Source organism: Actinoplanes sp. NPDC051861 (assembly GCF_040681145.1).
In the GTDB taxonomy this organism is placed as follows: Bacteria; Actinomycetota; Actinomycetes; order Mycobacteriales; family Micromonosporaceae; genus Actinoplanes.
Map to the genome: position 1 here is coordinate 1,337,406 of NZ_JBFAYE010000001.1, position 21,188 is coordinate 1,358,593.

The 21,188-nt window shown below is 71.6% G+C and carries 19 protein-coding genes and 1 riboswitch; of the genes, 4 read left to right on the forward strand and 15 right to left on the reverse strand.

The genetic code is table 11. The features are described 5' to 3' along the window. Positions 1–131 precede the first annotated feature (131 nt). Genes AB0M02_RS06440 through AB0M02_RS06450 form a run of 3 tightly spaced genes read right to left on the reverse strand, consistent with a single transcriptional unit; the run spans position 132 to position 3,647 of the window. Positions 132–1,712: a precorrin-2 C(20)-methyltransferase gene (locus AB0M02_RS06440; RefSeq protein WP_364222322.1), complete on the reverse strand. Its 1,581-nt coding sequence runs from the start codon at positions 1,710–1,712 to the stop codon at positions 132–134. Positions 1,713–1,725: 13 nt separating this feature from the next. Further along, the gene (locus tag AB0M02_RS06445; RefSeq protein WP_364222624.1) at positions 1,726–2,346 is read right to left on the reverse strand and encodes a precorrin-8X methylmutase; all 621 of its coding nucleotides are present in this window, start codon (positions 2,344–2,346) and stop codon (positions 1,726–1,728) included. Further along, on the reverse strand, positions 2,343–3,647 hold the full coding sequence (locus tag AB0M02_RS06450; RefSeq protein ID WP_364222325.1) for a precorrin-3B synthase: 1,305 nt from the start codon (positions 3,645–3,647) through the stop codon (positions 2,343–2,345). Before AB0M02_RS06450 ends, AB0M02_RS06445 begins: the two co-directional genes overlap by 4 nt. 92 nt (positions 3,648–3,739) lie before the next feature. Then, positions 3,740–3,859, forward strand: a riboswitch (cobalamin riboswitch). Between the two features lie 31 nt (positions 3,860–3,890). On the opposite strand from AB0M02_RS06450, the gene cobN reads away from it, so the two are divergent. Together cobN and AB0M02_RS06460 are read left to right on the forward strand one after the other, a co-directional pair. Continuing rightward, positions 3,891–7,451: a cobaltochelatase subunit CobN gene (cobN, locus tag AB0M02_RS06455; RefSeq protein WP_364222328.1), complete on the forward strand. Its 3,561-nt coding sequence runs from the start codon at positions 3,891–3,893 to the stop codon at positions 7,449–7,451. A 42-nt stretch (positions 7,452–7,493) separates the two neighbouring features. Beyond that, positions 7,494–7,991: an N-acetyltransferase gene (locus AB0M02_RS06460; protein WP_364222331.1), complete on the forward strand. Its 498-nt coding sequence runs from the start codon at positions 7,494–7,496 to the stop codon at positions 7,989–7,991. A 36-nt stretch (positions 7,992–8,027) separates the two neighbouring features. Here the strand turns inward: AB0M02_RS06460 and AB0M02_RS06465 are convergent, their stop codons facing one another. The 5 genes from AB0M02_RS06465 to dinB form a co-directional block, all read right to left on the reverse strand. After that, complete coding sequence (locus AB0M02_RS06465; RefSeq protein WP_364222334.1) at positions 8,028–8,507, reverse strand: hypothetical protein; 480 nt, start codon at positions 8,505–8,507, stop codon at positions 8,028–8,030. A 102-nt stretch (positions 8,508–8,609) separates the two neighbouring features. Continuing rightward, complete coding sequence (gene cobF, locus AB0M02_RS06470; RefSeq protein WP_364222337.1) at positions 8,610–9,365, reverse strand: precorrin-6A synthase (deacetylating); 756 nt, start codon at positions 9,363–9,365, stop codon at positions 8,610–8,612. A gap of 141 nt (positions 9,366–9,506) precedes the next feature. After that, a complete protein-coding gene (locus AB0M02_RS06475) occupies positions 9,507–10,172 on the reverse strand; it encodes a response regulator transcription factor (RefSeq protein WP_364222340.1) in 666 nt (221 codons plus the stop codon). After that, complete coding sequence (locus tag AB0M02_RS06480; protein WP_364222343.1) at positions 10,165–11,220, reverse strand: histidine kinase; 1,056 nt, start codon at positions 11,218–11,220, stop codon at positions 10,165–10,167. Before AB0M02_RS06480 ends, AB0M02_RS06475 begins: the two co-directional genes overlap by 8 nt. Before the next feature lie 97 nt (positions 11,221–11,317). Further along, the gene (gene dinB / locus AB0M02_RS06485) at positions 11,318–12,502 is read right to left on the reverse strand and encodes a DNA polymerase IV (RefSeq protein WP_364222346.1); all 1,185 of its coding nucleotides are present in this window, start codon (positions 12,500–12,502) and stop codon (positions 11,318–11,320) included. Positions 12,503–12,607: 105 nt separating this feature from the next. Here dinB and AB0M02_RS06490 point away from each other — a divergent pair, with 105 nt between their 5' ends. Continuing rightward, entirely contained in the window at positions 12,608–12,919 is a 312-nt protein-coding gene (locus AB0M02_RS06490) for an Hsp20/alpha crystallin family protein (RefSeq protein WP_364222349.1), read from the forward strand. On the opposite strand, the gene AB0M02_RS06495 is transcribed toward AB0M02_RS06490, so the two are convergent. The 6 genes from AB0M02_RS06495 to AB0M02_RS06520 all read right to left on the reverse strand — a co-directional run bounded on the left by AB0M02_RS06495 (position 12,920) and on the right by AB0M02_RS06520 (position 19,590). Next, complete coding sequence (locus tag AB0M02_RS06495; RefSeq protein WP_364222351.1) at positions 12,920–13,534, reverse strand: carbohydrate-binding protein; 615 nt, start codon at positions 13,532–13,534, stop codon at positions 12,920–12,922. It abuts the gene before it with no gap. Positions 13,535–13,562: 28 nt separating this feature from the next. Beyond that, positions 13,563–14,468 carry a TIGR03619 family F420-dependent LLM class oxidoreductase gene (locus AB0M02_RS06500; RefSeq protein WP_364222354.1) on the reverse strand — a complete coding sequence of 302 codons (906 nt, stop codon included), beginning with the start codon at positions 14,466–14,468 and terminating at the stop codon, positions 13,563–13,565. Positions 14,469–14,562: 94 nt separating this feature from the next. Continuing rightward, on the reverse strand, positions 14,563–14,994 hold the full coding sequence (locus AB0M02_RS06505; protein WP_364222357.1) for a TIGR03618 family F420-dependent PPOX class oxidoreductase: 432 nt from the start codon (positions 14,992–14,994) through the stop codon (positions 14,563–14,565). Between the two features lie 36 nt (positions 14,995–15,030). Next, complete coding sequence (locus AB0M02_RS06510; protein WP_364222360.1) at positions 15,031–17,757, reverse strand: EAL domain-containing protein; 2,727 nt, start codon at positions 17,755–17,757, stop codon at positions 15,031–15,033. A gap of 79 nt (positions 17,758–17,836) precedes the next feature. Next, positions 17,837–18,487 (reverse strand): response regulator transcription factor, encoded by a 651-nt coding sequence (locus AB0M02_RS06515; RefSeq protein WP_364222363.1) that lies wholly within the window; start codon positions 18,485–18,487, stop codon positions 17,837–17,839. A 2-nt stretch (positions 18,488–18,489) separates the two neighbouring features. Continuing rightward, positions 18,490–19,590 (reverse strand): histidine kinase, encoded by a 1,101-nt coding sequence (locus tag AB0M02_RS06520; protein ID WP_364222366.1) that lies wholly within the window; start codon positions 19,588–19,590, stop codon positions 18,490–18,492. Between the two features lie 124 nt (positions 19,591–19,714). On the opposite strand from AB0M02_RS06520, the gene AB0M02_RS06525 reads away from it, so the two are divergent. Continuing rightward, positions 19,715–20,236 (forward strand): hypothetical protein, encoded by a 522-nt coding sequence (locus AB0M02_RS06525; protein ID WP_364222369.1) that lies wholly within the window; start codon positions 19,715–19,717, stop codon positions 20,234–20,236. Here the strand turns inward: AB0M02_RS06525 and AB0M02_RS06530 are convergent. Next, positions 20,229–21,188 (reverse strand): ATP-dependent DNA ligase, encoded by a 960-nt coding sequence (locus AB0M02_RS06530; protein WP_364222372.1) that lies wholly within the window; start codon positions 21,186–21,188, stop codon positions 20,229–20,231. The genes AB0M02_RS06525 and AB0M02_RS06530 overlap by 8 nt on opposite strands.

Below are 21,188 nucleotides of genomic sequence, written 5' to 3' on the forward strand. Positions count from 1 at the left end.
CAGTGACCCCTCCTTTCGGTTGCTCGGGGGTGGGCCGTCAGGGGTTCGCCGCTGCAGTGCGGTTGCGGAGCGGTGGTGGGACGGGTCACCGGCTTCATTCCGGAACCGGTGGTCGATGGTGAACGGCCTCGTCAGCCCGGGTAGTGGCGCGGGGTGTAGACCGCGGTGGTGCCGTCGCCGCGGGTCACCGCCCGGGTCTGCGAGGAGCCGACGATGAGCAGCGTGCGCATGTCGACGGTCGAGGGGTCGAGTCCGGCGAGGGTGGTTACGCGTACCGACTCGGCCGAGCCGCCCACGTCGCGCCCGACCACCACCGGGGTGGCACCGGAGCGGTGCTTGCGGAGCAGTTCAAGGGCCTTGATCAGCTGTTCCTTACGGCTCTTCGACGCCGGGTTGTAGATCGCGATCACCAGGTCGGCGGTGGCGGCGGCCTCCAGGCGGGTCTCGATGACCGGCCACGGCTTGAGCCGGTCGGAGAGCGACAGGATGCAGAAGTCGTGCCCGAGCGGCGCGCCGGCCCGAGCCGCAACGGCCTGCGCGGCGGTCAGTCCCGGCACGATCCGTACCGGGACGTCCTTCCACTGGGAGTCCTCGGCCACCTCCAGGACGGCGGCGGCCATCGCGAAGACGCCCGGGTCGCCGGAGGAGACCACCGCGACCCGGCGGCCGCGTTTCGCCAGGTCCAGCGCGAACGCGGCACGTTCGGCCTCGACCCGGTTGTCCGAGGAGTGGCGCAGCTGGCGGGCGTTCGGGGGTACGCGGTCGACGTACGGGCCGTAGCCGACCAGGTCGTCGGCGGTGGCCAGGGCGGCCTGCGCCTCCGGGGTCAGCCAGTCCCGGGATCCGGGGCCGAGGCCGACCACTGTCACGCTGCCCATCCCGTCGCCGCTCGGAACGGCCGGTACGGCGCCCTCCAGGCTGACCATGTCGTTGCGGCCGGCCGGCTCGGCCAGGAGCACCTTCGTGCTGACGAACTCGGTGGCGGCCGGGCTGGGCAGCAGGGCCAGGGAGAAGTACGGCACCGAGTCGGCCTCGACGTCCCTGAGCGGCGCCGAGCGTTCCCGGTCGGTGGTGGCGCGCTCGACGTACCAGGCGTCGTCTAGGCGGCCGGCCCGGTCCAGTGCCTCCCGGACGTTCTCGAAGGTCCGGCCCAGCTTCATGATGGCGGCCGAGTCGGTCTTCTCCAGCCAGTGGGTCAGCTCGTCGGTGGCGAGCGTGCCGGGCAGCACGGTGAGCACCTCGTCGCGCTCCATGAGCGGGCGCCCGAGCACGGCCGCGGCGGCGCTGACCGAGGTCACGCCGGGCACCACCGTCGCCTCGTAGCGGTCGGCGAGCCGCTTGTGCATGTGCATGTAGGAGCCGTAGAAGAACGGGTCGCCCTCGGCCAGCACCACGACGTCGCGGCCGGCGTCCAGGTGCGCGGCGAGCCGGGCCGCGGACTCGGCGTAGAACTCGTCGATCGCGCCCTGGTAACCGCCCGGGTGGTCGGTGGTCTCGGTGGTGACCGGGTAGATCAGGGCCTCCTCGATCTGCCCCGCACGCAGGTATCCGGCGGCGATCGCCCGCGCGTTGCTCCGGCCGTGCCGCGCCGCGTGGTAGGCGATCACGTCGGCCGCGCCGATGAGCCGGGCGGCCTTCACGGTGACCAGTTCCGGGTCACCCGGGCCGAGCCCGACACCGTAGAGCCGGCCGGGCCGCGATTCGTTCGTCATAGCTCTGTGTTCCTCATTCGGCTTCTGATGCCAGGGCGTTCACCGCGGCCGCTGTCATCGCGCTGCCACCGCGACGGCCGCGCACGATCAGGTACTCCAGACCGGATTCGGCGAGTGCTTCCTTCGATTCCGCCGCGCCGATGAACCCGACCGGGATGCCGAGCACCGCGGCGGGCCGGGGCGCGCCCGCGGCGACCATCTCCAGCAGCCGGAACAGCGCGGTGGGCGCGTTGCCGATCGCGACGACGGCGCCGTCGAGCCGGTCGCCCCAGAGGTCGAGGGCGGCGGCGCTGCGCGTGTTGCCGATCTCCGCGGCGAGGGGCGGCACCGCCGGGTCGCGCAGCGTGCAGATCACGGCGTTCGCGGCCGGTAGCCGGCTGCGGGTCACCCCGGACGCCACCATCTCGGCGTCGCACAGGATCGGTGCCCCACCGAGCAGCGCCTTGCGGGCCGCGGTCACCACACCCGGGCTGTACCGCACGTCCTCGACGAGATCCACCATCCCGCAGGCGTGGATCATCCGGACCACCACCCGCGCGACGTCCTCCGGCAGCCCGGCGAGGTCGGCCTCCGCGCGGATCGTGGCGAACGACCTCCGGTAGATCTCCGCGCCGTCCCGTACGTACTCCATCAGGCCCTCCTAGCTGCGGATATCGCGTCATCCAGGTCTTGGACCGCGCCGCCGGCGGATTCCGGCCCGGGAAGCCGGGCGACGGCGTAGCCGGTCGCGGTGGCGCGGACCTGGACGTGGGGGCCGGCCGGGCTCCCGCACGCTCGGTCGCAGCCCGCCCAGTGCACCGGGAGGCCGTCGATGAAGCGCGACGTCGCGGCGGCGTCGGCGCGGACGTCGGCCAGGGACCTCGCGCATCCGGGACGGCCCGCGCAGGCGGTGACCCCGACCCAGGGGGAGTCTGCCGCCGTCGGCAGACCCGCCGCGATCAGGCGATCGGTCCAGGTGGGTGCCGCGGTGCGTGGCAGATCGGGCACGACGACTCCCCGCCAGGGCGTGATGATCAGCCTGTCGGACGATTCCAGGACCTTCATGGGTACGGCGGACAGGCGACCCAGCGGAACCAGAGCACCGACCGCGACCAGCCCGTCCGGCTGCTCCAGCACACCGAGAAACGCCCCGGGCTCCAGGGTGGACAGAACGAACGTTCTGTCCGCCTCCAGCCCTCCGTGTTCGGCGGCAGAGAGAACGTTCGTTCTCCCTGACACCGGCTCCCCTGGATCCGCGGCGGAAAGAACGTTCGTTCTTCCAGGCCGTGGGGGAGGCAGTCCTAGTGCGGCGGCGACCCGGGCTGAGACGCGGGTGGGGCCGTCGGTCAGTTCGCGCAGGCGCCATGCGGCGGGGGCGTCGGCGCGCTGGGCCTCGCGTTCGGCCAGGAAGGCGTGTGCGGCGGCAATCAGGGTGGGCACCACGCGGTCCGGAGCGACACGGAGACCGGTGTCGTGGTCGGCGAAGCGGATCGCGAACGAGGGGCCGGCGGGTACCGCGGCGACGTCGGAGGCGAGCGGGACGTGTCCGATCGCGAACAGGAATTTCCCCGGAAGGAGGGACAGCTCGGGATCGGCGCAGATCGCGGTGTCCAGCAGGGGGACCAGCTCGCGGATCATTGCTGACGGGATCGGCGGTGCCGCGATGTTCCGTACGCTGTCATGGGTTGTCGAAGGCAGCAGGCCCGCCTCGCGCAAGCGGGTCGCCAAGGTCTCCGCGTCCTCGGCCCGCAGTGCTCTGAGCTGGAGATTCGCTCGCGAGGTGAGTTCCAGGCAGCCGTCGCCGAACTCCTCCGCGAGCGCACGCAAGGTCCCCAGTTGCGCACCGGTCAGCACCCCGCCGGGCAGCCGGACGCGCGCCAGCAGCCCGTCGGCGGCGGCATGCAGCCGCAGCGCGCTCGGGCAGGCGTCGACGTCGGACGATCGGGGGGAGGTCACCGACCGGATACTACGGGCGGCCCGGGACCGCTCCGGGGTCGGCAGTGTCACAGCTCCGGCCCGGACCGGCGTCGAGTAGCGTGTGCCGGAACTGAATACTCACGAGCGGCGACGCCGCGGAGGAAGCCGGTGCGAATCCGGCGCGGTCCCGCCACTGTCACCGGGTGTCTGCCCGGGAGCCAGGAACTCCGGTCGCCGTGATCTCTACTACCCGGGGCGCGGACCCCGAGGGGGAGCGCACGCGTGTTTCTGCTGCTGTCGACGTCGGACACCGACCTGCTCAGCGCCCGGGCCGGCGGCTCCGCCTGGCGCCTGGCCAACCCGGCCCGGACCTCGGTGGACGATCTGCCCGGCCTGCTGGACGGGGTCGACCTGGTCGTGGTGCGCATCCTCGGCGGGCGCCGTGCCTGGGAGGAGGGCCTCGACGCCCTGCTCGCCGGTGCCGTGCCGGTGGTGGTGCTCGGTGGCGAGCAGGCGCCGGACGCCGAGCTGATGAAGCTGTCGACGGTGCCGGCCGGCGTGGCCGCGGACGCCCATGTGTACCTGGCGCAGGGTGGCGCGCCGAACCTCGCCTCGCTCCACGACTTCCTCTCCGACACGGTGCTGCTGACCGGGACCGGATTCGAGCCGCCGTCCTCCGCGCCGGACTGGGGTGTGCTCCCACGGGAGTCGGCGCCCGGATCGCCGACCGTCGCGGTGCTCTACTACCGCGCTCACCACATGGCCGGGAACACCGCCTTCGTGGAGACGCTGTGCCAGGCGATCGAGGCCAAGGGCGGCGCGGCGCTCCCGATCTTCACGGCTTCGCTGCGGACCGCGCCGCCGGAACTGCTCGCCGAGCTGCGCAAGGCTGACGCGCTCGTGGTGACGGTGCTGGCCGCCGGGGGCACCCGCCCGGCCACCGCGTCGGCGGGCGGGGACGACGAGGCCTGGGACGTCGGTGTCCTCGCCGACCTGGACGTGCCGATCCTCCAGGGACTCTGCCTGACCAGCTCGCGTGCCGCGTGGGAGGACAGCGACGGCGGGTTGTCGCCGCTGGACGCGGCCACCCAGGTGGCGATCCCGGAGTTCGACGGGCGGATCATCACGGTGCCGTTCTCGTTCAAGGAGATCGACGCTGACGGCCTGTCGGTCTACGTGGCCGATCCGGAGCGGGCCTCGCGGGTCGCCGGGATCGCGGTGGCGCACGGACGGCTGCGGCACGTCCCGCCGGCTGATCGCCGCGTCGCGCTGATGTTGTCGGCGTATCCCACCAAACACTCCCGCATCGGCAACGCCGTCGGCCTGGACACCCCCGCCTCGACGGTTGCGCTGCTGGCCGCGCTGCGCTCGCGCGGTTATCAGGTCGGCGACTTCGTGGACTTCGATGGCGACGGGCTGATTCACGCGCTCATCGCCGCCGGTGGGCAGGACCCGGACTGGCTGACCGAGGAGCAGCTGGCGGGCAACCCGGTGCGGATCCCGGGTGCCCGCTACACGGAGTGGTTCTCGACGCTCCCCGCCGACTTCCGGGAGAGCGTGGAGCAGCACTGGGGCGCGGCGCCCGGCTCGCTGTACGTGGACAACGGCGACATCGTCCTCGCCGCCCTGCGCGACGAGAACGTCGTGGTGATGGTGCAGCCGCCGCGCGGGTTCGGTGCCAACCCGGTGGCGATCTATCACGACCCGGACCTGCCGCCGAGCCACCACTACCTGGCGGCGTACCGGTGGCTGGCGGACGACTTCGGCGCGCACGCCGTCGTGCACGTCGGCAAGCACGGGAACCTGGAGTGGCTGCCGGGCAAGAACGTGGGCATGTCGGCGTCGGACGGGACGGACGCGGCTCTGGGCGACCTGCCGCTGATCTACCCGTTCCTGGTCAACGACCCCGGTGAGGGCACGCAGGCCAAGCGCCGGGCGCACGCGACGCTGGTCGATCACCTGATCCCGCCGATGGCGCGGGCGGAGTCGTACGGCGACATCGCCCGGCTGGAGCAGCTGCTGGACGAGCACGCCACGATCGCGACGCTGGACCCGGCGAAGCTGCCGGCCATCCGGGCGCAGATCTGGACGCTGATCCAGGCGGCGAAGATGGACCACGACCTCGGGCAGGTGGCCCGGCCCGGTGACGAGGACTTCGACGACTTCATCCTGCACATCGACGGGTGGCTGTGCGAGGTCAAGGACGTGCAGATCCGGGACGGGCTGCACGTGCTCGGCGCGGCGCCGGAGGGTGAGGCGCGGGTCAACCTCGTGCTGGCGATGCTGCGGGCCCGGCAGATGTGGGCGGGCCAGGTGGCGGCGCTGCCCGGTCTGCGGGAGGCGCTCGGTCTGGCGGAGGACGCGTCGACGGCCGAGACCGATGCGGTCGAGGAGCGGGCTCGGGGCCTGGTGGCGGCCATGGAGGCGGCCGGTTGGCCGGCATCCGTACCGGACAGTCTAGACGGCCTTTCCGATATTTCCGATTTGTCGGTAAAGGGCGACGTGGTGCGGGTGCTGGAGTTCGCGGCCCGGGAGGTCGTGCCTCGTCTCGCCCGGACCACCGACGAGATCACCCACGTGCTGCACGCGCTGGACGGTGGATACGTGCCGGCCGGGCCGAGCGGGTCCCCGCTGCGCGGCCTGATCAACGTGCTGCCCACCGGCCGCAACTTCTACTCCGTCGACCCGAAGGCTGTTCCCAGCTCCCTGGCCTGGGAGACCGGGCAGGCCATGGCGGAGTCCCTGCTCAACCGCTACCGCGCCGACCACGGCGACTGGCCGCGCTCGGTCGGGCTCTCCGCGTGGGGCACGAGCGCCATGCGCACCGCAGGTGACGACATCGCCGAGATTCTCGCGCTGATCGGGGTGCGGCCGGTCTGGGATCCGGCGTCCCGGCGTGTCACCGGGCTCGAGCCGATCACCCGCGAGGAGCTGGGCCGCCCGCGGGTGGACGTCACGGTCCGCATCTCCGGTTTCTTCCGGGACGCGTTCCCGCACGTGGTGGCGATGCTCGACGACGCGTTCCGGATGGTCGCGGAGATCGACGAGCCGGACAACCACGTTCGCGAGCACGCGCTGCGCGACCAGGGTGAGCACGGCGACTGGCGGCGGGCCACGATGCGGATCTTCGGGTCGCGGCCGGGGGCGTACGGCGCCGGGATCCTGCCGCTCATCGACAGCCGGAACTGGCGGGACGACGCGGATCTCGCCGAGGTCTACGCGGTGTGGGGCGGGTTCGCGTACGGCCGGGATCTGGACGGGGTTCCGGCTCGCGGTGACATGGAGAACGCGTATCGGCGGATCGACATCGCGGCCAAGAACATCGACACCCGCGAGCACGACATCGCGGACTCCGACGACTACTTCCAGTACCACGGCGGCATGATCGCCACGGTTCGCGCTCTGACGGGTAAGGCGCCGGCGGCGTACATCGGAGATTCCACCAACCCGGACCAGGCGCGGACCCGCAGCCTGACCGAGGAGACCGCGCGGATCTTCCGGGCCCGCGTGGTGAACCCCCGCTGGATCGCCGCGATGCGGCGGCACGGCTACAAGGGAGCGTTCGAGCTGGCCGCGACGGTCGACTACCTTTTCGGGTACGACGCGACGGCCGGCGTCGTGACCGACTGGATGTACGAACAGCTGGCCGCGAACTACGCGCTGGACCCGGAGAACCAGGAGTTCCTGAAGCAGTCGAACCCGTGGGCGCTGCACGGCATCACCGAGCGGCTGCTGGAGGCCGCCGACCGGAAGCTGTGGGACTCGCCGGAGCCGGAGACGCTGGCCGCGCTGCAGGAGCTGTACCTGGAGACCGAGGGTGACCTGGAGGACGGCACCGCCTGAAACTCGGTTGCGGCGGCCGGTCACGCTCGCGAGGCTGACCGGATGATCGTGCAGCGGGAGACGGCCGGGCAGGCCGAGGAGATTCATGCCGTGACGTTCGCGGCGTTCGGGCGGGCCCCCGAGGCCGATCTGGTCGATCAGCTGCGCGTCGATCCGGGCTGGATCCCGGCGCTCTCCCTGGTCGCGCTCGACGGCGACAAGATCGTCGGCCACGTCGCCTGCACCCGCTCCGACCTGGGTGGTTCGCCGGTGCTCGGGCTCGGGCCGCTCAGCGTGCACCCGGACCATCAGCGGCGCGGGGTGGGTAAAGCGCTCGTGCACACGGTGCTCGGTGCCGCGGACGCCCTGGGGGAGCCGCTCGTGGTGCTGCTCGGCAGCACCGACTATTACCCCAGGTTCGGGTTCCGGCTCGCCTCGGAGTTCGGCATCACGCCTCCGGTCGCGGAGTGGACGCCGCATTTCCAGGCCCGGCCGTTGACCAGCTATCACCCGTCGTTGCGGGGCGCGTTCACGTACTCGGAGCCGTTCAACCGGATGTGACCCGGCCGTTGCCGGCCGGGTCCTGGTCCGGATCTGTCAGGACACGGTCACCACTCCGGTGTATCCGCTGCTGCTCGCACCGGTGAACGCTGTCCCGTTGACCACCGCGCCGTTGCCCGCGCTGCTGAGCCACCGGAAGCTGAGCCGGCCGGTGGTGGCGTCGAGCTCACCGCTGATCTCGGCGTACGCGCTGCCGGTCGTGAACGTCGCAGTGCGGCTCGCGGAGAAGCGGACGGTGTTGCCGTCGACCGTGTAGGAGCCGGCCAGCGGGTAGAGATCGGTTCGCACGTCGGTCGTGTGGAAAACGAATTGTCCGCCGCCGAATTGCCATTGTGCGTTGCGGACGCGCTGGGCGGCGCGATCCTTCGAGGACGGGTTTCCGGCGACCTGATCGAATTGCAGAAGCTGGCCGGTCCGGAACGTGACGGCGTCGCGGGCCGCAGCCGGGGAAGCCGCTCCGACCAGCACAGCGGCGGCGGCGATGGCGGTGATCAGCAGGGTGCGGACGATTTTCATGGGAGGCCCCTCTCGTTGTTTCCTGCAGCCATTCAAAGGCGCGTTTCGAGGCCCCGTCAATTGCAGTGAATGCGTTCGGGTGGAAGTTCGTCCGCGGTGAAACTATTCCGGCTTGTGCCGCCTCAGTATGTAGGTGTCCATGATCCAGCCGTGTTGCTCGCGGGCGTCGGCCCTGGTCTTGACGATCTCGTCGGCGACGTCGGACACCCGGCCGCTGTTCAGCAGTTCGTCCTCGGTGCTGACGTACGCACCCCAGTAGATTTCCACATCCTGATATTTCGTAAATGTCTGATGTGCGTCGAGCATCACGACGACGTCGTCCACGCCCTCCGGCCAGCCCTCCGCCAGCCGCCTCCCGGTCGTCACCTGGAACGGCTGCCCCACCCGGTTCAGCCCGATGCGGTGCTTCGCGGCGAGCGCCGAGACGCTGCTGATGCCGGGAATCACCTCGAACTCGAAGGTCACCGCACCCCGCGCCAGGATCTCGTCGAGGATCGCGATCGTGGAGTCGTAGAGCGACGGATCCCCCCACACCAGGATCGATCCGATCTGATCGTCCTTGAGGTGCTCGCCGATCAGCTCCTCGATGACCTCCGACCGCCGGTGCCGCCAGTCCGCGATCGTGCCCGTGTAATCGGCCGGCGTGCGATCCCGATCCGGATCCCGTCCCTCCACGATCCGCCTGCGCGGATGCGAGTACCCACGGATCAGCCGCTCCCGCAGGTCGATCAGGCTCTGCTTGGTCTCACCCTTGTCCAGCAGGAAGAACACATCGGTCCGGCCGATCGCCTTGGCCGCCTGCAGGGTCAGATGGTCCGGGTCACCCGCACCGATCCCGATCACATATATCTTCCGCACCCCCCGAGTCTGCCCCCTTCCTCAGCCACGGGTGTGCGCGGGTGCGCGGGGTCGACGGTGACCACGCACGCAGCCCGTTCTCCCCGGGAGGGCCCCAGGGTGACCACGCACTCAGGCGGGCATATGGGGTTGAATGTCCTCTCAGGCCGGCGGAAGACCGCTGCGGTGGGCGATCGCCACCAGCTGGGCCCGGCTGGTGGCGTCCAGCTTGGTGAGGATCCGGCTGACGTAGGTCCGCACCGTCTCCGGGCTCAGCGCCAGCGCCGCCGCGACCGTGGCGTTGTCGTCCCCACCGGCCATCGCCACCAGAACCTCCAGCTCCCGGGCCGTGAGGCGGTCCAGCCGTGGGTCGCGGTCCGGCCGGGTGCGGGCGGCCGCGTGACCCATCACCTGGCGGGCCACCGCGGGGGAGAGCACCGGCTCGCCGGCCGCCGCGGCCCGGACCGCCGCTCGCAGCGGGCCGGGCGCGGTGTCCTTGAGCAGGTAGCCGTCGGCGCCGGCTCGCAGCGCGCCGAGCACCTCCTCGTCGGTGTCGAACGTGGTGAGCATCAGAACGGCGACCCCCGGGAGGCCGTCGCGGATCTGCCGGGTGGCCTCGATGCCGCCGATGCCCGGCATGCGGATGTCCATCAGCACCACGTCCGGCCGCAGGCGCCGGGCCAGCGACACGGCGGCGGCGCCGTCCGAGGCCTCGCCGGCGATCGCGATCGAGGGCTCGCCCTCCCCGTCCTCGCCGGTCAGCAGCACCGCTATGCCGGCCCGGATCAGCGCCTGGTCGTCGGCGAGGAGGACGCTGATCTCAGACATGCGCCCGCACCTGCCAGCCCTGTCCGGTCGGCCCGGCCTCGAACCGGCCGCCCGCCTCGCTCACCCGTTCCCGCAGCCCGGTGAGCCCGGCGCCCTCCTCGCTCCCCGCGCCGCCGCCCGTGCCGTCGTCGGTCACGCGCACCAGCAGCTCACCGTCGCGGCGGCGCAACTCGATGTCGAGGGTCCGGCCGTCGGAGTGCCGCAGCGCGTTGGTGACCGCTTCCCGGAGCACCCGGAAGGCCACCGGGGTGACCGCGTTCGCCTCCACATCGGCCCGCACGTGGAAGCCGGCCGCCCGAGCCGCCGACAGCACCGACTCGACATCGTCGCTTGACGCGGCCGCGCGTCCGGATCGCAGTTCCCGCACCGTGCCGCGCAGCTGGGCGAGCGCCTCCGACACCGCCTCGGCAACGTGGTCGAGAGCGGCCGCAGCGGCCTCCGGGCGCCGTGCGCTCTCCTGCCGCGCGACGTTGGTGTGCACAGCCGCGATTGTCAGCGTGTGTCCGATCGAGTCGTGCAGTTCGCGGGAGAGCGCCAGATTGTGCTCGCTGACCCGGCGGCCCGCCTCGAGCTCGATCTGCCGTCCGGTCAGCCGGGATATCCGGCGGTGGGCGCGGACCAGCTCGCCCAGGGTGATCGCGGCGGCCATCAGCGCGACGTGCCCGATCCCCTCGTAGACCACCACGTACCGGAAACTCTGGCCGTCGAACAGGCGGTAGCCCATCGACACGGCCAGCACCCCGGCCGCCACCGCGATGCTCGCCCGGCGGTGACCGGACTCGGCGGCCGCGTACAGGGCGGCGGCGACCGGGACGGCGACACCGATCGCGGGCAGCCCGGCGGCGTAGTAGGCGAACAGGCCCAGCACGGTCAGGACGAGGACCAGGAGCGCGTGCCGTCGCCGCCAGAACATGAGGGCGCCGAGTCCGGCGGCCCAGACGTACGCGACAGCACCCGCCCGGCCGCCACCCTGCCCCGCCGAGACGATCGTCGCCAGGACCGCGGCGACACCGGCCGCGACGGCCGTGTCGACCAGTCTCTCCCTCACCCCCTGATGCTAGAAGGGCGGCTCGGGGGCCGCGTACGCCGAAAAGCGACTCGGCCCGTCGCCGCCGGCGGAATTCGCCGGAACCCGGCTGCGGGTCTCAGTCGGAGAGGATCGGCACTGACGGGTGCAGCTCGCGGCCGATCATCGCCGCTCGCCGCAGGGAGCTCGCGCCGAACCTGTCGCGCACCCGGTCGACCGCCGCGTCCAGGCCGTCGTCGCCCGGGTTGTCGAAGGGGAGCTCCAGCTGGACGTTGCCGTCGCGGTCCAGGTTGCTCACCGCGATGCCGACCAGCGTCAGGCCTTTCTCCGCGATCAGCGGGCGGGCCTCGCGCAGCAGATCCTCGGCCGTCCGCAGGATCGCGCCGGTCTGCATCGTCGCCTTCAGCAGGCTGCGGGAGCGGGTGGCCCGCGTGTAGTCGTCGAAGCGCAGCCGCACGGTGACCGTGCGGCCGGCCCGGTGGGCGCGCCGCATGCGCTGGGTGACCCGGTCGACGAGGGCGGCCAGAGTCGCCTCCACCTCGGTGAACGGGCGCTCGCGCCGGCCCAGCGCGCACTGGGCGCCGATCGAGCCGCGGCGGACGCCGGTGCGGACGCGGCGCGGGTCGCGGTTGTGCGCGAGCGCGTGCAGGTGGCGGCCGGCGCCGTGACCGAGGATGGCGATCAGGGCGGCCTCGCCGATGCGGGCGACGTGGCCGACCGTGTGGATGTGCCGGTCGCGCAGCTTGGCGGCGGTGACCGGGCCGACGCCCCACAGTTTCTCCACCGGCAGCGGGTGCAGGAACGCCAGCTCCTGGCCGGGCGGCACGACGAGCAGGCCGTCCGGCTTGCCGACGCCGCTGGCGACCTTGGCGAGGAACTTGGTGCCGGCCACCCCGACGGTGATCGGCAGGCCGGCCCGCTCCCGGACGTCGATGCGGAGCTGGCGGGCGATCTCGATCGGTCCGCCCCGGATCCGGCGGAGGCCGTCGACGTCGAGGAACGCCTCGTCGATGGAGAGCGGCTCGACGATCGGTGTGGTGTCCCGAAAGACCTCGAAGACCAGCTTGCTCGCCCGCGAATACGCAGACATGCGCGGGGGGACGACGATGGCGTGCGGGCAGAGCGCGCGGGCCCGGCCGAGGCTCATCGGTGTGCGCACGCCGAGCGCCTTCGCCTCGTAACTCGCCGCCAGCACGACACCGCCGCCCACCAGGACGGGCCGGCCCCGCAGCGCGGGGTCGTCGCGCTGCTCGACCGACGCGTAGAACGAGTCGAGATCGGCATGCAGGATCACGTTCAGCATGTTAGTACAGATGTTCGAACAGCGGTGGCGATCACAGCATGGAATCCCGAACCGGCTCCGGATGTTCTCAGACTTGAGTCATCGGCGCTCAAGTAGGAGAGAAAAATGCTGGTCAGGAGCGACCTCGAGCGTCTCACCGCCCGCGTCTTCGCCAACCGTGCGGCCGGTGCCCGCCTGGATGCGTACCGCGAGGACGGCACGTTCTTCATCGACATCGACCTGCCCGGCGCGGATCGCGCCTCGGTCGACATCACCGTGGACGACAAGGTCCTGACCGTCCGGGCCGAGCGCCGGCGGGAGGAGAGCGGGAGTTCGACGGGCGAGGTCCGCCTGTCCGAGCGGCTGGACTGTGACCGGCTCGAGGCGCATTACGAGAACGGCGTCCTCACCCTGCGCATCCCGGTGGTCGAGCAGTAGCTAGTGCTCGAACTGGAACCAGTTGATGTTCACGAACTCGCTGTCGTCGGCGGTGGTGAACGTGACGAACACGGTGTGCACGCCGGTGACCGGTTCCAGCACGGCGCCGTCGGTGCGCCAGCTCTGCCAGCCGCCGGTGTTGCTCACCGACAGTTCACCGATCGGCGGGCTGTCCCGGCTGTCCAGCCGGAACTCCAGCCGGCCGGTGACACCGGCGTCCGAGGCCACCCGGACACGCACCTTGGTCGCCGGGACCTCGCCGAAGTCGAAGCCGTCGAACCGCAGGTGATCGTGGCGGGTGATCCAGCCGACGTTGTCGCCGCCGCCCTCGTCCTGGGTGCCCTCGGTCTGGATGCCGGCGAGCTCGTTCGCCGACTCGGCCTGGAGCAGGGCGTACTCAACAGGTGACGGAGCGGCCGACGACTCCGAAATGACGGGCGACGGCGACGGCGACGGCGCGGGCGGAGGCGTGAAAGCGGCCGGCTCCGGGGAGTCACCCCACTGCCCGATGAGGTAACCCAGCAGCACGAGACCACCGACGGCGAGCGCGATCAGCGCCCGCCGCCGGTTCGTCCACGAACGGCTGCGGTAGACGGTCGGCGATCGATGGTCCACCACACCAGAGTAAATCGATCAGTAACGGTCACCTGTTCGGGGCGAGCTCCGTGAGGATCTCCTCGCCGAATGCTGCCGCGGTGTCCGGATCGATGTCGGGGGCGCCCACACGCGGCTCCCAGTTCGGGTCGTAGAACAGTTCGGTCGCGCCGGCGTCCGCGTACCGCTGTGCGCCGTCGCGGATCTGCTGCCACGTGCCGGAGAGCGGGATCGACTCGTCGCGGACACCGGGGCGGACCACGCCGCGCACGATAATGCGTACGTCATCGGGGTTTCTCCCGGCGTCCTCCGCCGCCTGCCGCACGATGCGCACGCCGCTCGCGATGTCACCCAGCGCGGCCCGGCTGCTGCTCACCCAGCCGGCGGCGATCCTCCCGGCCCGGCGCAACGCGATCTCGGCGGTCCCGCCGAGGAGCACCGGTGGCCCGCCCGCCTGCGACGGCGCCGGCAGCATCCGGCTCGGCGGCACCCGGTAGAGATCGCCCTCGAACGCCGCCTCCTCCCCGCTGAACAGGGTTCGCAGCGCGGCGAGGTACTCCTCGGTGCGCCGACCGCGCGGTTTCGGATCAGAACCGGTCGCCACGAATTCCGTCTCCGACCAGCCCGTGCCCAGCCCGAGGTCGAAGCGGCCGCCGGAGAGCCGGTCGAGCGAGCTGACCTGCTTGGCCAGATAGGCGGGCGCGACATAGGGCAGGTTGATCACCGAGACACCGAGGCGGATCCGGGTCGTCGCGGCGGCCGCCCAGGTCAGCGCGACGATCGGGTCGAGCACGCTGTGATAGACCGGGGCGAGCTCCTGTTCGCGTCCCACCAGCAGCCGCTGAAACGCCCAAAGCTCGTGATAGCCGTTTTCCTCCGCAAGGCGGGCGATGCGCGCCAGCGTCTCCGGCCGGGCCCAGGCGCCCGAGACCGGGCATCCGAAACTGATCAGCATTCTTTTACAGTACGAGCCGACCGACCACCTCTCGTGAGTCAGCGCGACGGCACTGCATGCCGAGGCCGCCCGGCGACCGCCGGGACACGGCGCGTCAGGACGGATACACCCGAGTCGGGGTGATCAGAACCGCCGTCCGCCGCTGCTCGACCATCGTCCGGTCGTAGTTCTCCCAGTCGTCGTGCGTCCCACCGGCGGCCGTGAAGATCTCCCGCAACAGCAGCCGGAGCCGCTCGGCGTCGAGCCAGGGCTGCGGGTCGTCGGGTCCGGCCAGAAGCGCCCGCCCCTCGACCGTGGCGTACCGCCAGCCGCTCCGGAACGCGACCGCGAGGTGCGGGCGCTCCCGGAGGTTACGGAGTTTGACCGCTCCATAGGTCACGAACGCCAGGGTGGTCGTCCCGTCATGCTCGACCAGTCCCGTATTGACCAGCGTGGACTGAACAGTCCCGTCCGCCCGGGCCGTCGAGACGATCGCCAGCCCGGTCTCGCCGCGGCTGAGCTCCCACGCCTGCTCCACGGTCGTCATCCCACCACCCCCGCCCGCGACCCTACCCGGGGACGCTCAGGCGGGGGTCTCGACGGGCTCCTCGGCGCCCTCCAGGAACAGGCGGCCCGCCTCCGAGGCCGGCACCGGCCGTGAGAAGTAGTAGCCCTGCGCGAACCCGCACCCCATCTCCCGCAGAGCCGCCAGCTGCCCGAACTCCTCGATGCCCTCGGCCACCGTCGCCATGCCCAGGCTCTTGCCGAGCCGGACGATCGTGTCCGTCAGGGCCGTGTCGTCCTCCAGGACCCCGAGGCGCTCCACGAACGAGCGGTCGATCTTCAGCGTGTCGACCGGGAAGCGGCGCAGGTAGGCGAGCGACGAGTACCCCGTGCCGAAGTCGTCGATGGCCAGGGTCAGGCCGAGCGCCTTGAGGCGTACGAGTTGTTCGAGGTTGGCCTCGGTGTCGGTCATCAGGACACTCTCGGTCATCTCCAGGCACAGCCGGTCGGCGGGCATGCCGGTCTCCGCGAGTACCGCCGCCACCGTCTCCGCGAAGTCCGGCTGGTCGAACTGGCGGACGGACACGTTGACCGCCATCTTCAGCGGGCGGCCACCGGCGGCGCCGCTCCACTCGACGGCCTGCCGGCACGCCTCGTGCAGGACCCAGCGGCCGAGCGGGACGATCAGGCCGGTCGCCTCGGCGATCGGGATGAAGTCGAGTGGGTTGATCATGCCGCGCTGCGGGTGCGGCCAGCGGACCAGGGCCTCGAAGCCGACCACCTCGTGCGTCGCGAGGTCGACCGTGGGCTGGTAGTGCAGGCGCAGCTCGCCGCGTTCCAGCGCGGAGCGCAGGTCGGACTCGAGTTCGAGGCGTTCGATGAGGCCGTCGCGCATGCGGGACTGGTAGCTGGCGAAGACGCCGCCACCGGCCGCCTTGGCGTGGTGCATGGCGAGGTCCGCGTTGCGCATGAGCTGTTCGGCGCGCTCACCCGGGCTGTCACCACCGGCCACGTCCGCGGGCAGGCCCTCGTCGAGCAGGTGCGCGCCGGCCAGGCCGATGCTGGCCCGTACGTGGATCTCCCGGTCGCCGAGCCGTACCGGGGCCTCCAGGTCCTCGAGGATGCGACCGGCGACCTCGGTGGCGCCGTCCTGCTCCAGCAGCACCCCGAACTCGTCGGCGCCGAAGCGGGCCACCATGTCGTCGTCGCGGACGCAGGAGCGGATCCGGTCGGCGACCTGCACGAGGAGCTGGTCGCCGGCGAGATGCCCGAGGCTGTCGTTGACCCGCTTGAAGCCGTCCAGGTCGAGGTGCAGCACGGTGGCCTCGGTGCCGCGCTCCACCGCGGTGGCGGTCCGGTCCCGGAACAGCGCGCGGTTGGCGAGCTGGGTGAGCGAGTCGTGGTACGCCTCGTAGACCAGCTGTTCCTGCAGCTCCATCCGCTCGCTGATGTCCCGCGTGTTCAGCACGAGGCCCTTGACGTGCGGGTCGTCGAGCAGGTTCGTGATGGTCATCTCGGCCTGGCGGTCGCGGCCGTCGCGGTGCCGGACGGTCAGCTCCAGGACGGTTGTCGCGTACGGGCGACCGGTCACCTGCCGCAGCGACTTGGCGAGCCGGTGCGCCGACTCCGCGTCGAGGTGCTGGGTGAGCCGCCGGCCGGTCAGGAACCGCGCCGGGTAGCCGAAGACCTGGTGCACCGACTCGCTCTGGTAGATCACGTCGGCTTCCGGGCTGACCACGGTCACCACGTCGGAGCTGTGCTGGACGAGGGCGTGGAACTGCTGCTCGCGCGCGTACAGTTCGGCGGTGCGGTCGGCGACGCGGGCTTCGAGCGTACGCGTGAGCCCCTGATTCTCCAGTTGAGTCAGCAGTTGACGGCCGACGATCAGCAGGATGAGGAACGACCGGGTGAACGCCACGAACGGGTGGCTCCCGCCGCTCTGCACGTGGAACAGCACCGTGGCGCCGAGTGCGGCGAGCACCGCCAGGTACGGCAGCATCACCACGCCGTTGCCGACGCTCGCCGACAGCGGGACGAGCGGGCCGGACCGTTCACGGGGCCGGCTCGCGCCCATGATGATCAGGGCGTATCCCACGATCCAGCCGATGTCGAGCGGCCGCCCGGCGCTCAGTTCCTGGGTGACGCGCAGGTACGCGTAACCCGACCCGGCAACGGTGAACGCCAGCATGGCCGCCGAGAGGAACGCCATGTGGGTGCCGCAACCGTGGTTGCGCCGCTGCTGGGGCAGCATGTAGACGGCCATGGTGGCGAGCACGATGCCGCCGATCGGGAAGACCAGCGCGCCGTAGAAGTCGGCGCCGACCGTGTGGTCGCCGGTGAGCGGGCCGATCGCGAACACCCAGCCGACCAGCACCATCGACGCGGCGATGAGCAGGCCGTCGAGGACGCTGCGGATCCGGTTGGCGAGCGGCTGGTTGGCGCTGGGGAGGGTCAGCAGACCGATCGCGATGAGGCCGATGCCGAGCACACCGAAGTTGGCCGGCATGTCCACCGAGGCGAGGAAGCCGAACTGGCCCAGTCCCCAGCTCAGCACGCCCACGCCGACGGTCGACCAGCCCCAGCGCGCCCGGCCGGCGAACCCGCGGGCCCGCCACAGGCAGGTGGCCGCGGCGATCACCGCGCCGGTGAGCACGGAGGAGACGACGACGGCCCGCGTGGTGCCGTGGCCGCCGGCCCCGGTACCGATCAGGACCGCGAGGACCATGGCGACCGCGCCGACGAGGGCGCACACGCGGACCCACCGGCTTTCCGCCTTCGGGTCCGGGGCTGCCTTGCTTTGCCGCATCCGACGAGCCTCCGGTCCGCCACCTCGAAAAGGGTGGTCACCGGGGTCATCGGGCCCTGCGGAGCAGTCCTGAGGCTTTTCAGCCGACGAGGCCGTCCTCGTACGCGACGATCACCAGTTGCACCCGGTCGCGGACCCCCAGCTTGGCGATTGCCCTGGTCACGTGCGTCTTGGCGGTCAGCGGGCTGATCACCAGCGTCCGGGCGATCTCCTCGTTGGAGAGCCCGGTCGCCACCAGCCGGACCACCTCACGCTCGCGCTCGGTGAGTACGGCCAGCCGGTCCCCGCCCGGAGTCGCGGCGGCCGGCACCGGGCGGTGCGCGAACTCGCCGACGACACGGCGGGTGACGCTGGGTGAGAGCAGCGCGTCGCCGGCGGCCACGACTCGTACCGCGTTGCGCAGGCCGTCCGGGTCGATCTCCTTGGTGAGGAACCCGCTCGCGCCGGCGGCCAGGGCGGAGAACACGTACTCGTCGGTCTCGAACGTGGTCAGAATGATGATCTTCGGCCCGGATCCGGCGATCTCGCGGGTGGCCGTGATCCCGTCCATGCCCAGCATCCGGATGTCCATCAGGATCACGTCCGGGCGCAGCGCCCGTGCGGTCCGCACCGCCTCGTCGCCGGTGGACGCCTCGCCGACCACCTCGATGTCCTTCGCGCGCCGGAGCAGGCTGCGAAATCCAGCGCGCACCAGGTGCTGGTCGTCGGCGAGGAGAACGGAGATCGGCACGGTCACTCCGTAACAATCGGGACGGTTGCTCGTACCGTAAATCCGTTTTTATCCCCGGCGGAGGCCGTGAGCGCACCGCCCAGCGCGGCCACCCGCTCCCTCATCCCCGCGATGCCGTGCCCGTCCACAACCGGATCCGCACCTCGCCCGTCGTCACGCACATCGACCAGCACATCGTCCGGGTTGTAGCGGAGCGTGACGATTGCGTGAGTGGCGCCGGCGTGCCGAACCGTGTTGGTGAGCGCCTCCTGCACGACGCGATAGACGGCGGTCGCGACCGGCGCGGGCACCTCGACCGGATCGCCGAATTCGTTGAGCGACACCGTCAGGCCCGCCTCACGAACCTGATCGATCAGCGCGTCCAGGCTCTCCAGCGCCGGCACCTCACCCTCGCGCAGCACACCGACCAGCGCGCGCAGGTCGGTCATCGCCCTCGTGCGCACCTCCTGGGCGAGTTTCAGCGACGCCTTCGCCTCGTCCGGTTCGGCCTCGAACGAGTCCATCGCGACGTTCAGGTGCACACCCACCACGGCCAGGGTGTGCGAGACCACGTCGTGCAGGTCGCGGGCGATCGCCACCCGCTCCTCGGCCCGCCTGCGGCGAGCATCGATCTCTCGCTGCTGCTCGTCCTGGGCGATCCGGCGGGCCATCTCGGTGCGCCATCTCTGGGTGCTGACGTACGCGTACGAGCCCGCGAGCACCGCGGCGAGCCACAGCGCCTCCCCGCCGACGTGCGCGAACACGTAGTCCGACGAGTGCTGGTCGACGACCCAGTCCCAGGTGACGCCGTACGTCAGCGCGACCGCTCCGGCCACCGCGGCGGTGCGCAGCCGCCCGTCCAGCACCACGGCGACGAACGCGGCGGTTGCCGGCCACACCCAGCTCGACTCGATGAGCGTGGAGCTCCGCCAGGCGGCGACGGTCAGCAGGATGAGGATCAGGGCGGTCAGCGGCCACCTGCGGGTCAGCAGGACGAATCCGGCGAGGGCGACGGCCAGGCTCGTCGTCATCACCGCCTGGACGTTGCCGCCGGTGAGCGCGAGGCCGGCCGGCACGCCCACGAGGGTCAGCGCCGCGGCCAGGAGAGTGAAGTTCTTCGTCATGCCGGCGACGCTAGGTTCGCCGGCCGGGCCGTCGCGTCGTCCCGCCGCGGACACCCTCATGGACTCCTCCCGCGTACGGGCTACACCATCTGGTGTACGCCCGCTTCATCGATAAAGTAGCGGAGTGACCGCCGCGGAACTGCTCACCGCCTCCGGCCGCTTCACCGTCGCACCGGGCCTGACCGAACCGGAGCTCGGCGGTGTCGAGTCCGAGTTCGGTTTCACGTTCGCCCCCGATCATCGCGAGTTCCTCGCCGCCGGTCTGCCCACCGGAGCGGGCTGGCCCGACTGGCGCTCGCCGGACCGGGCGGCACTGCGCCGGGCGCTGACCGCTCCGGTCGAGGGCGTGCTCTTCGACGTCGCCGAGAACGACTTCTGGTACGAGGGCTGGGGCCCGCCCTTCGGCGACCGGGTGGCCACCGCCCGCGCCGCCCTGATGATCGCTCCCCGGATGATCCCGCTGTACGCCCACCGCTATCTGCCGGCCGCGATCGCCGGCCACCCGGTGCTCTCGATCTACCAGACCGACGTGATCGGCTACGGCGCCGATCTCGCCGACTGGCTGCACCGCGAGTTCGGCATCGGTGAGCCGGCCACCAAGCGGGTCCGGCCCACCGTCCCGTTCTGGAGCGCGCTGGTCAGCTAGTGCCCTCCTCGGCGGCTCGCTTGGCTCGCGCCCGGCGTTTGCCCTCGTGCATGGCCTGCACCCGGGCCACCGGGATGGTGTGGCCCTCCTCGATCAGGCCCTTCTCCAGCGGCAGCGGCTCGGGCAGCGCCTCGGCCCACGGGTCGCGGTCGCCGATCAGGCCGGGCGCGGTGTGCACGGTGAAGTCGGCAGCGGTGACCCGGTCCAGGTCGGCCCAGTCGACCGGGAAGGAGACCGGCACGCCCGGCCGGATCCGCGGGCTGTACGCGGCCGCCACGGTCGCCCCGCCGGCCCGGGTGGCGTCCAGGAACACCTTGCCGTGCCGGTCCTCCCGGATGAACGCGGTGGTCGCGAGCGCCGGGTCGAGCTTCTCGGCGCGGGCGGCGACGGCGCGCTGGGCCGCCGCCACGTCCTCGAACGCCGCGCCGTCGGCCAGCGGCACGAAGACGTGCACGCCCTTGGAGCCGCTGGTCTTGACCGCGCCCGGCATCCCGGCGTCGACGAGCACCTGCTGCACGAGCCGGGCCGCCTCCACGGCGAGCCGGAACCCGCCCTCCTCCGGCGGGTCCAGATCCATGATCAGGTGCGTGGGATGCATCGAGCCGGCGAGCATCAGCGCCGGGTGGAACTCGACCGCGCGCTGGTTGCCGAACCAGATCAGCGTGCGGCGGTCGTTGCCGAGCGCGTACGTGACCTCGCGGTGCGACGCGTCGGCCCAGATCTTCGTCCGCGGCACCCAGTCCGGTGTGTACTTGGGCAGGTTCTTCTGCATGAACTGGTCCTGGCCGCGGAGCACCCGGATCACCGAGAGCGGCCGGTCCCGCAGCACCGGCAGCATGCGGTCGGCCACCGCGTCCAGATAGTCGACCAGGTCCCGCTTGGTGGCGCCGGCGCCGGGGAACAGCTCCTGGTCCAGGTTGGTCAGTGGTACCCCGTCGCGCTCCTCGCCCAT

Excerpts from the sequence above, each read along its gene's own strand:
- AB0M02_RS06465 (WP_364222334.1), bottom strand. The coding sequence starts at position 8,507 with ATGAAAATCGTCCGCACCCTGCTGATCACCGCCATCGCCGCCGCCGCT.
- AB0M02_RS06440 (WP_364222322.1), bottom strand. The coding sequence starts at position 1,712 with ATGACGAACGAATCGCGGCCCGGCCGGCTCTACGGTGTCGGGCTCGGC.
- dinB (WP_364222346.1), bottom strand. The coding sequence starts at position 12,502 with ATGCTGAACGTGATCCTGCATGCCGATCTCGACTCGTTCTACGCGTCG.
- AB0M02_RS06530 (WP_364222372.1), bottom strand. The coding sequence starts at position 21,188 with ATGGGCGAGGAGCGCGACGGGGTACCACTGACCAACCTGGACCAGGAG.
- AB0M02_RS06505 (WP_364222357.1), bottom strand. The coding sequence starts at position 14,994 with ATGACGACCGTGGAGCAGGCGTGGGAGCTCAGCCGCGGCGAGACCGGG.
- AB0M02_RS06460 (WP_364222331.1), top strand. The coding sequence starts at position 7,494 with ATGATCGTGCAGCGGGAGACGGCCGGGCAGGCCGAGGAGATTCATGCC.
- AB0M02_RS06490 (WP_364222349.1), top strand. The coding sequence starts at position 12,608 with ATGCTGGTCAGGAGCGACCTCGAGCGTCTCACCGCCCGCGTCTTCGCC.
- AB0M02_RS06520 (WP_364222366.1), bottom strand. The coding sequence starts at position 19,590 with ATGACGAAGAACTTCACTCTCCTGGCCGCGGCGCTGACCCTCGTGGGC.
- AB0M02_RS06475 (WP_364222340.1), bottom strand. The coding sequence starts at position 10,172 with ATGTCTGAGATCAGCGTCCTCCTCGCCGACGACCAGGCGCTGATCCGG.
- AB0M02_RS06510 (WP_364222360.1), bottom strand. The coding sequence starts at position 17,757 with ATGCGGCAAAGCAAGGCAGCCCCGGACCCGAAGGCGGAAAGCCGGTGG.
- AB0M02_RS06500 (WP_364222354.1), bottom strand. The coding sequence starts at position 14,468 with ATGCTGATCAGTTTCGGATGCCCGGTCTCGGGCGCCTGGGCCCGGCCG.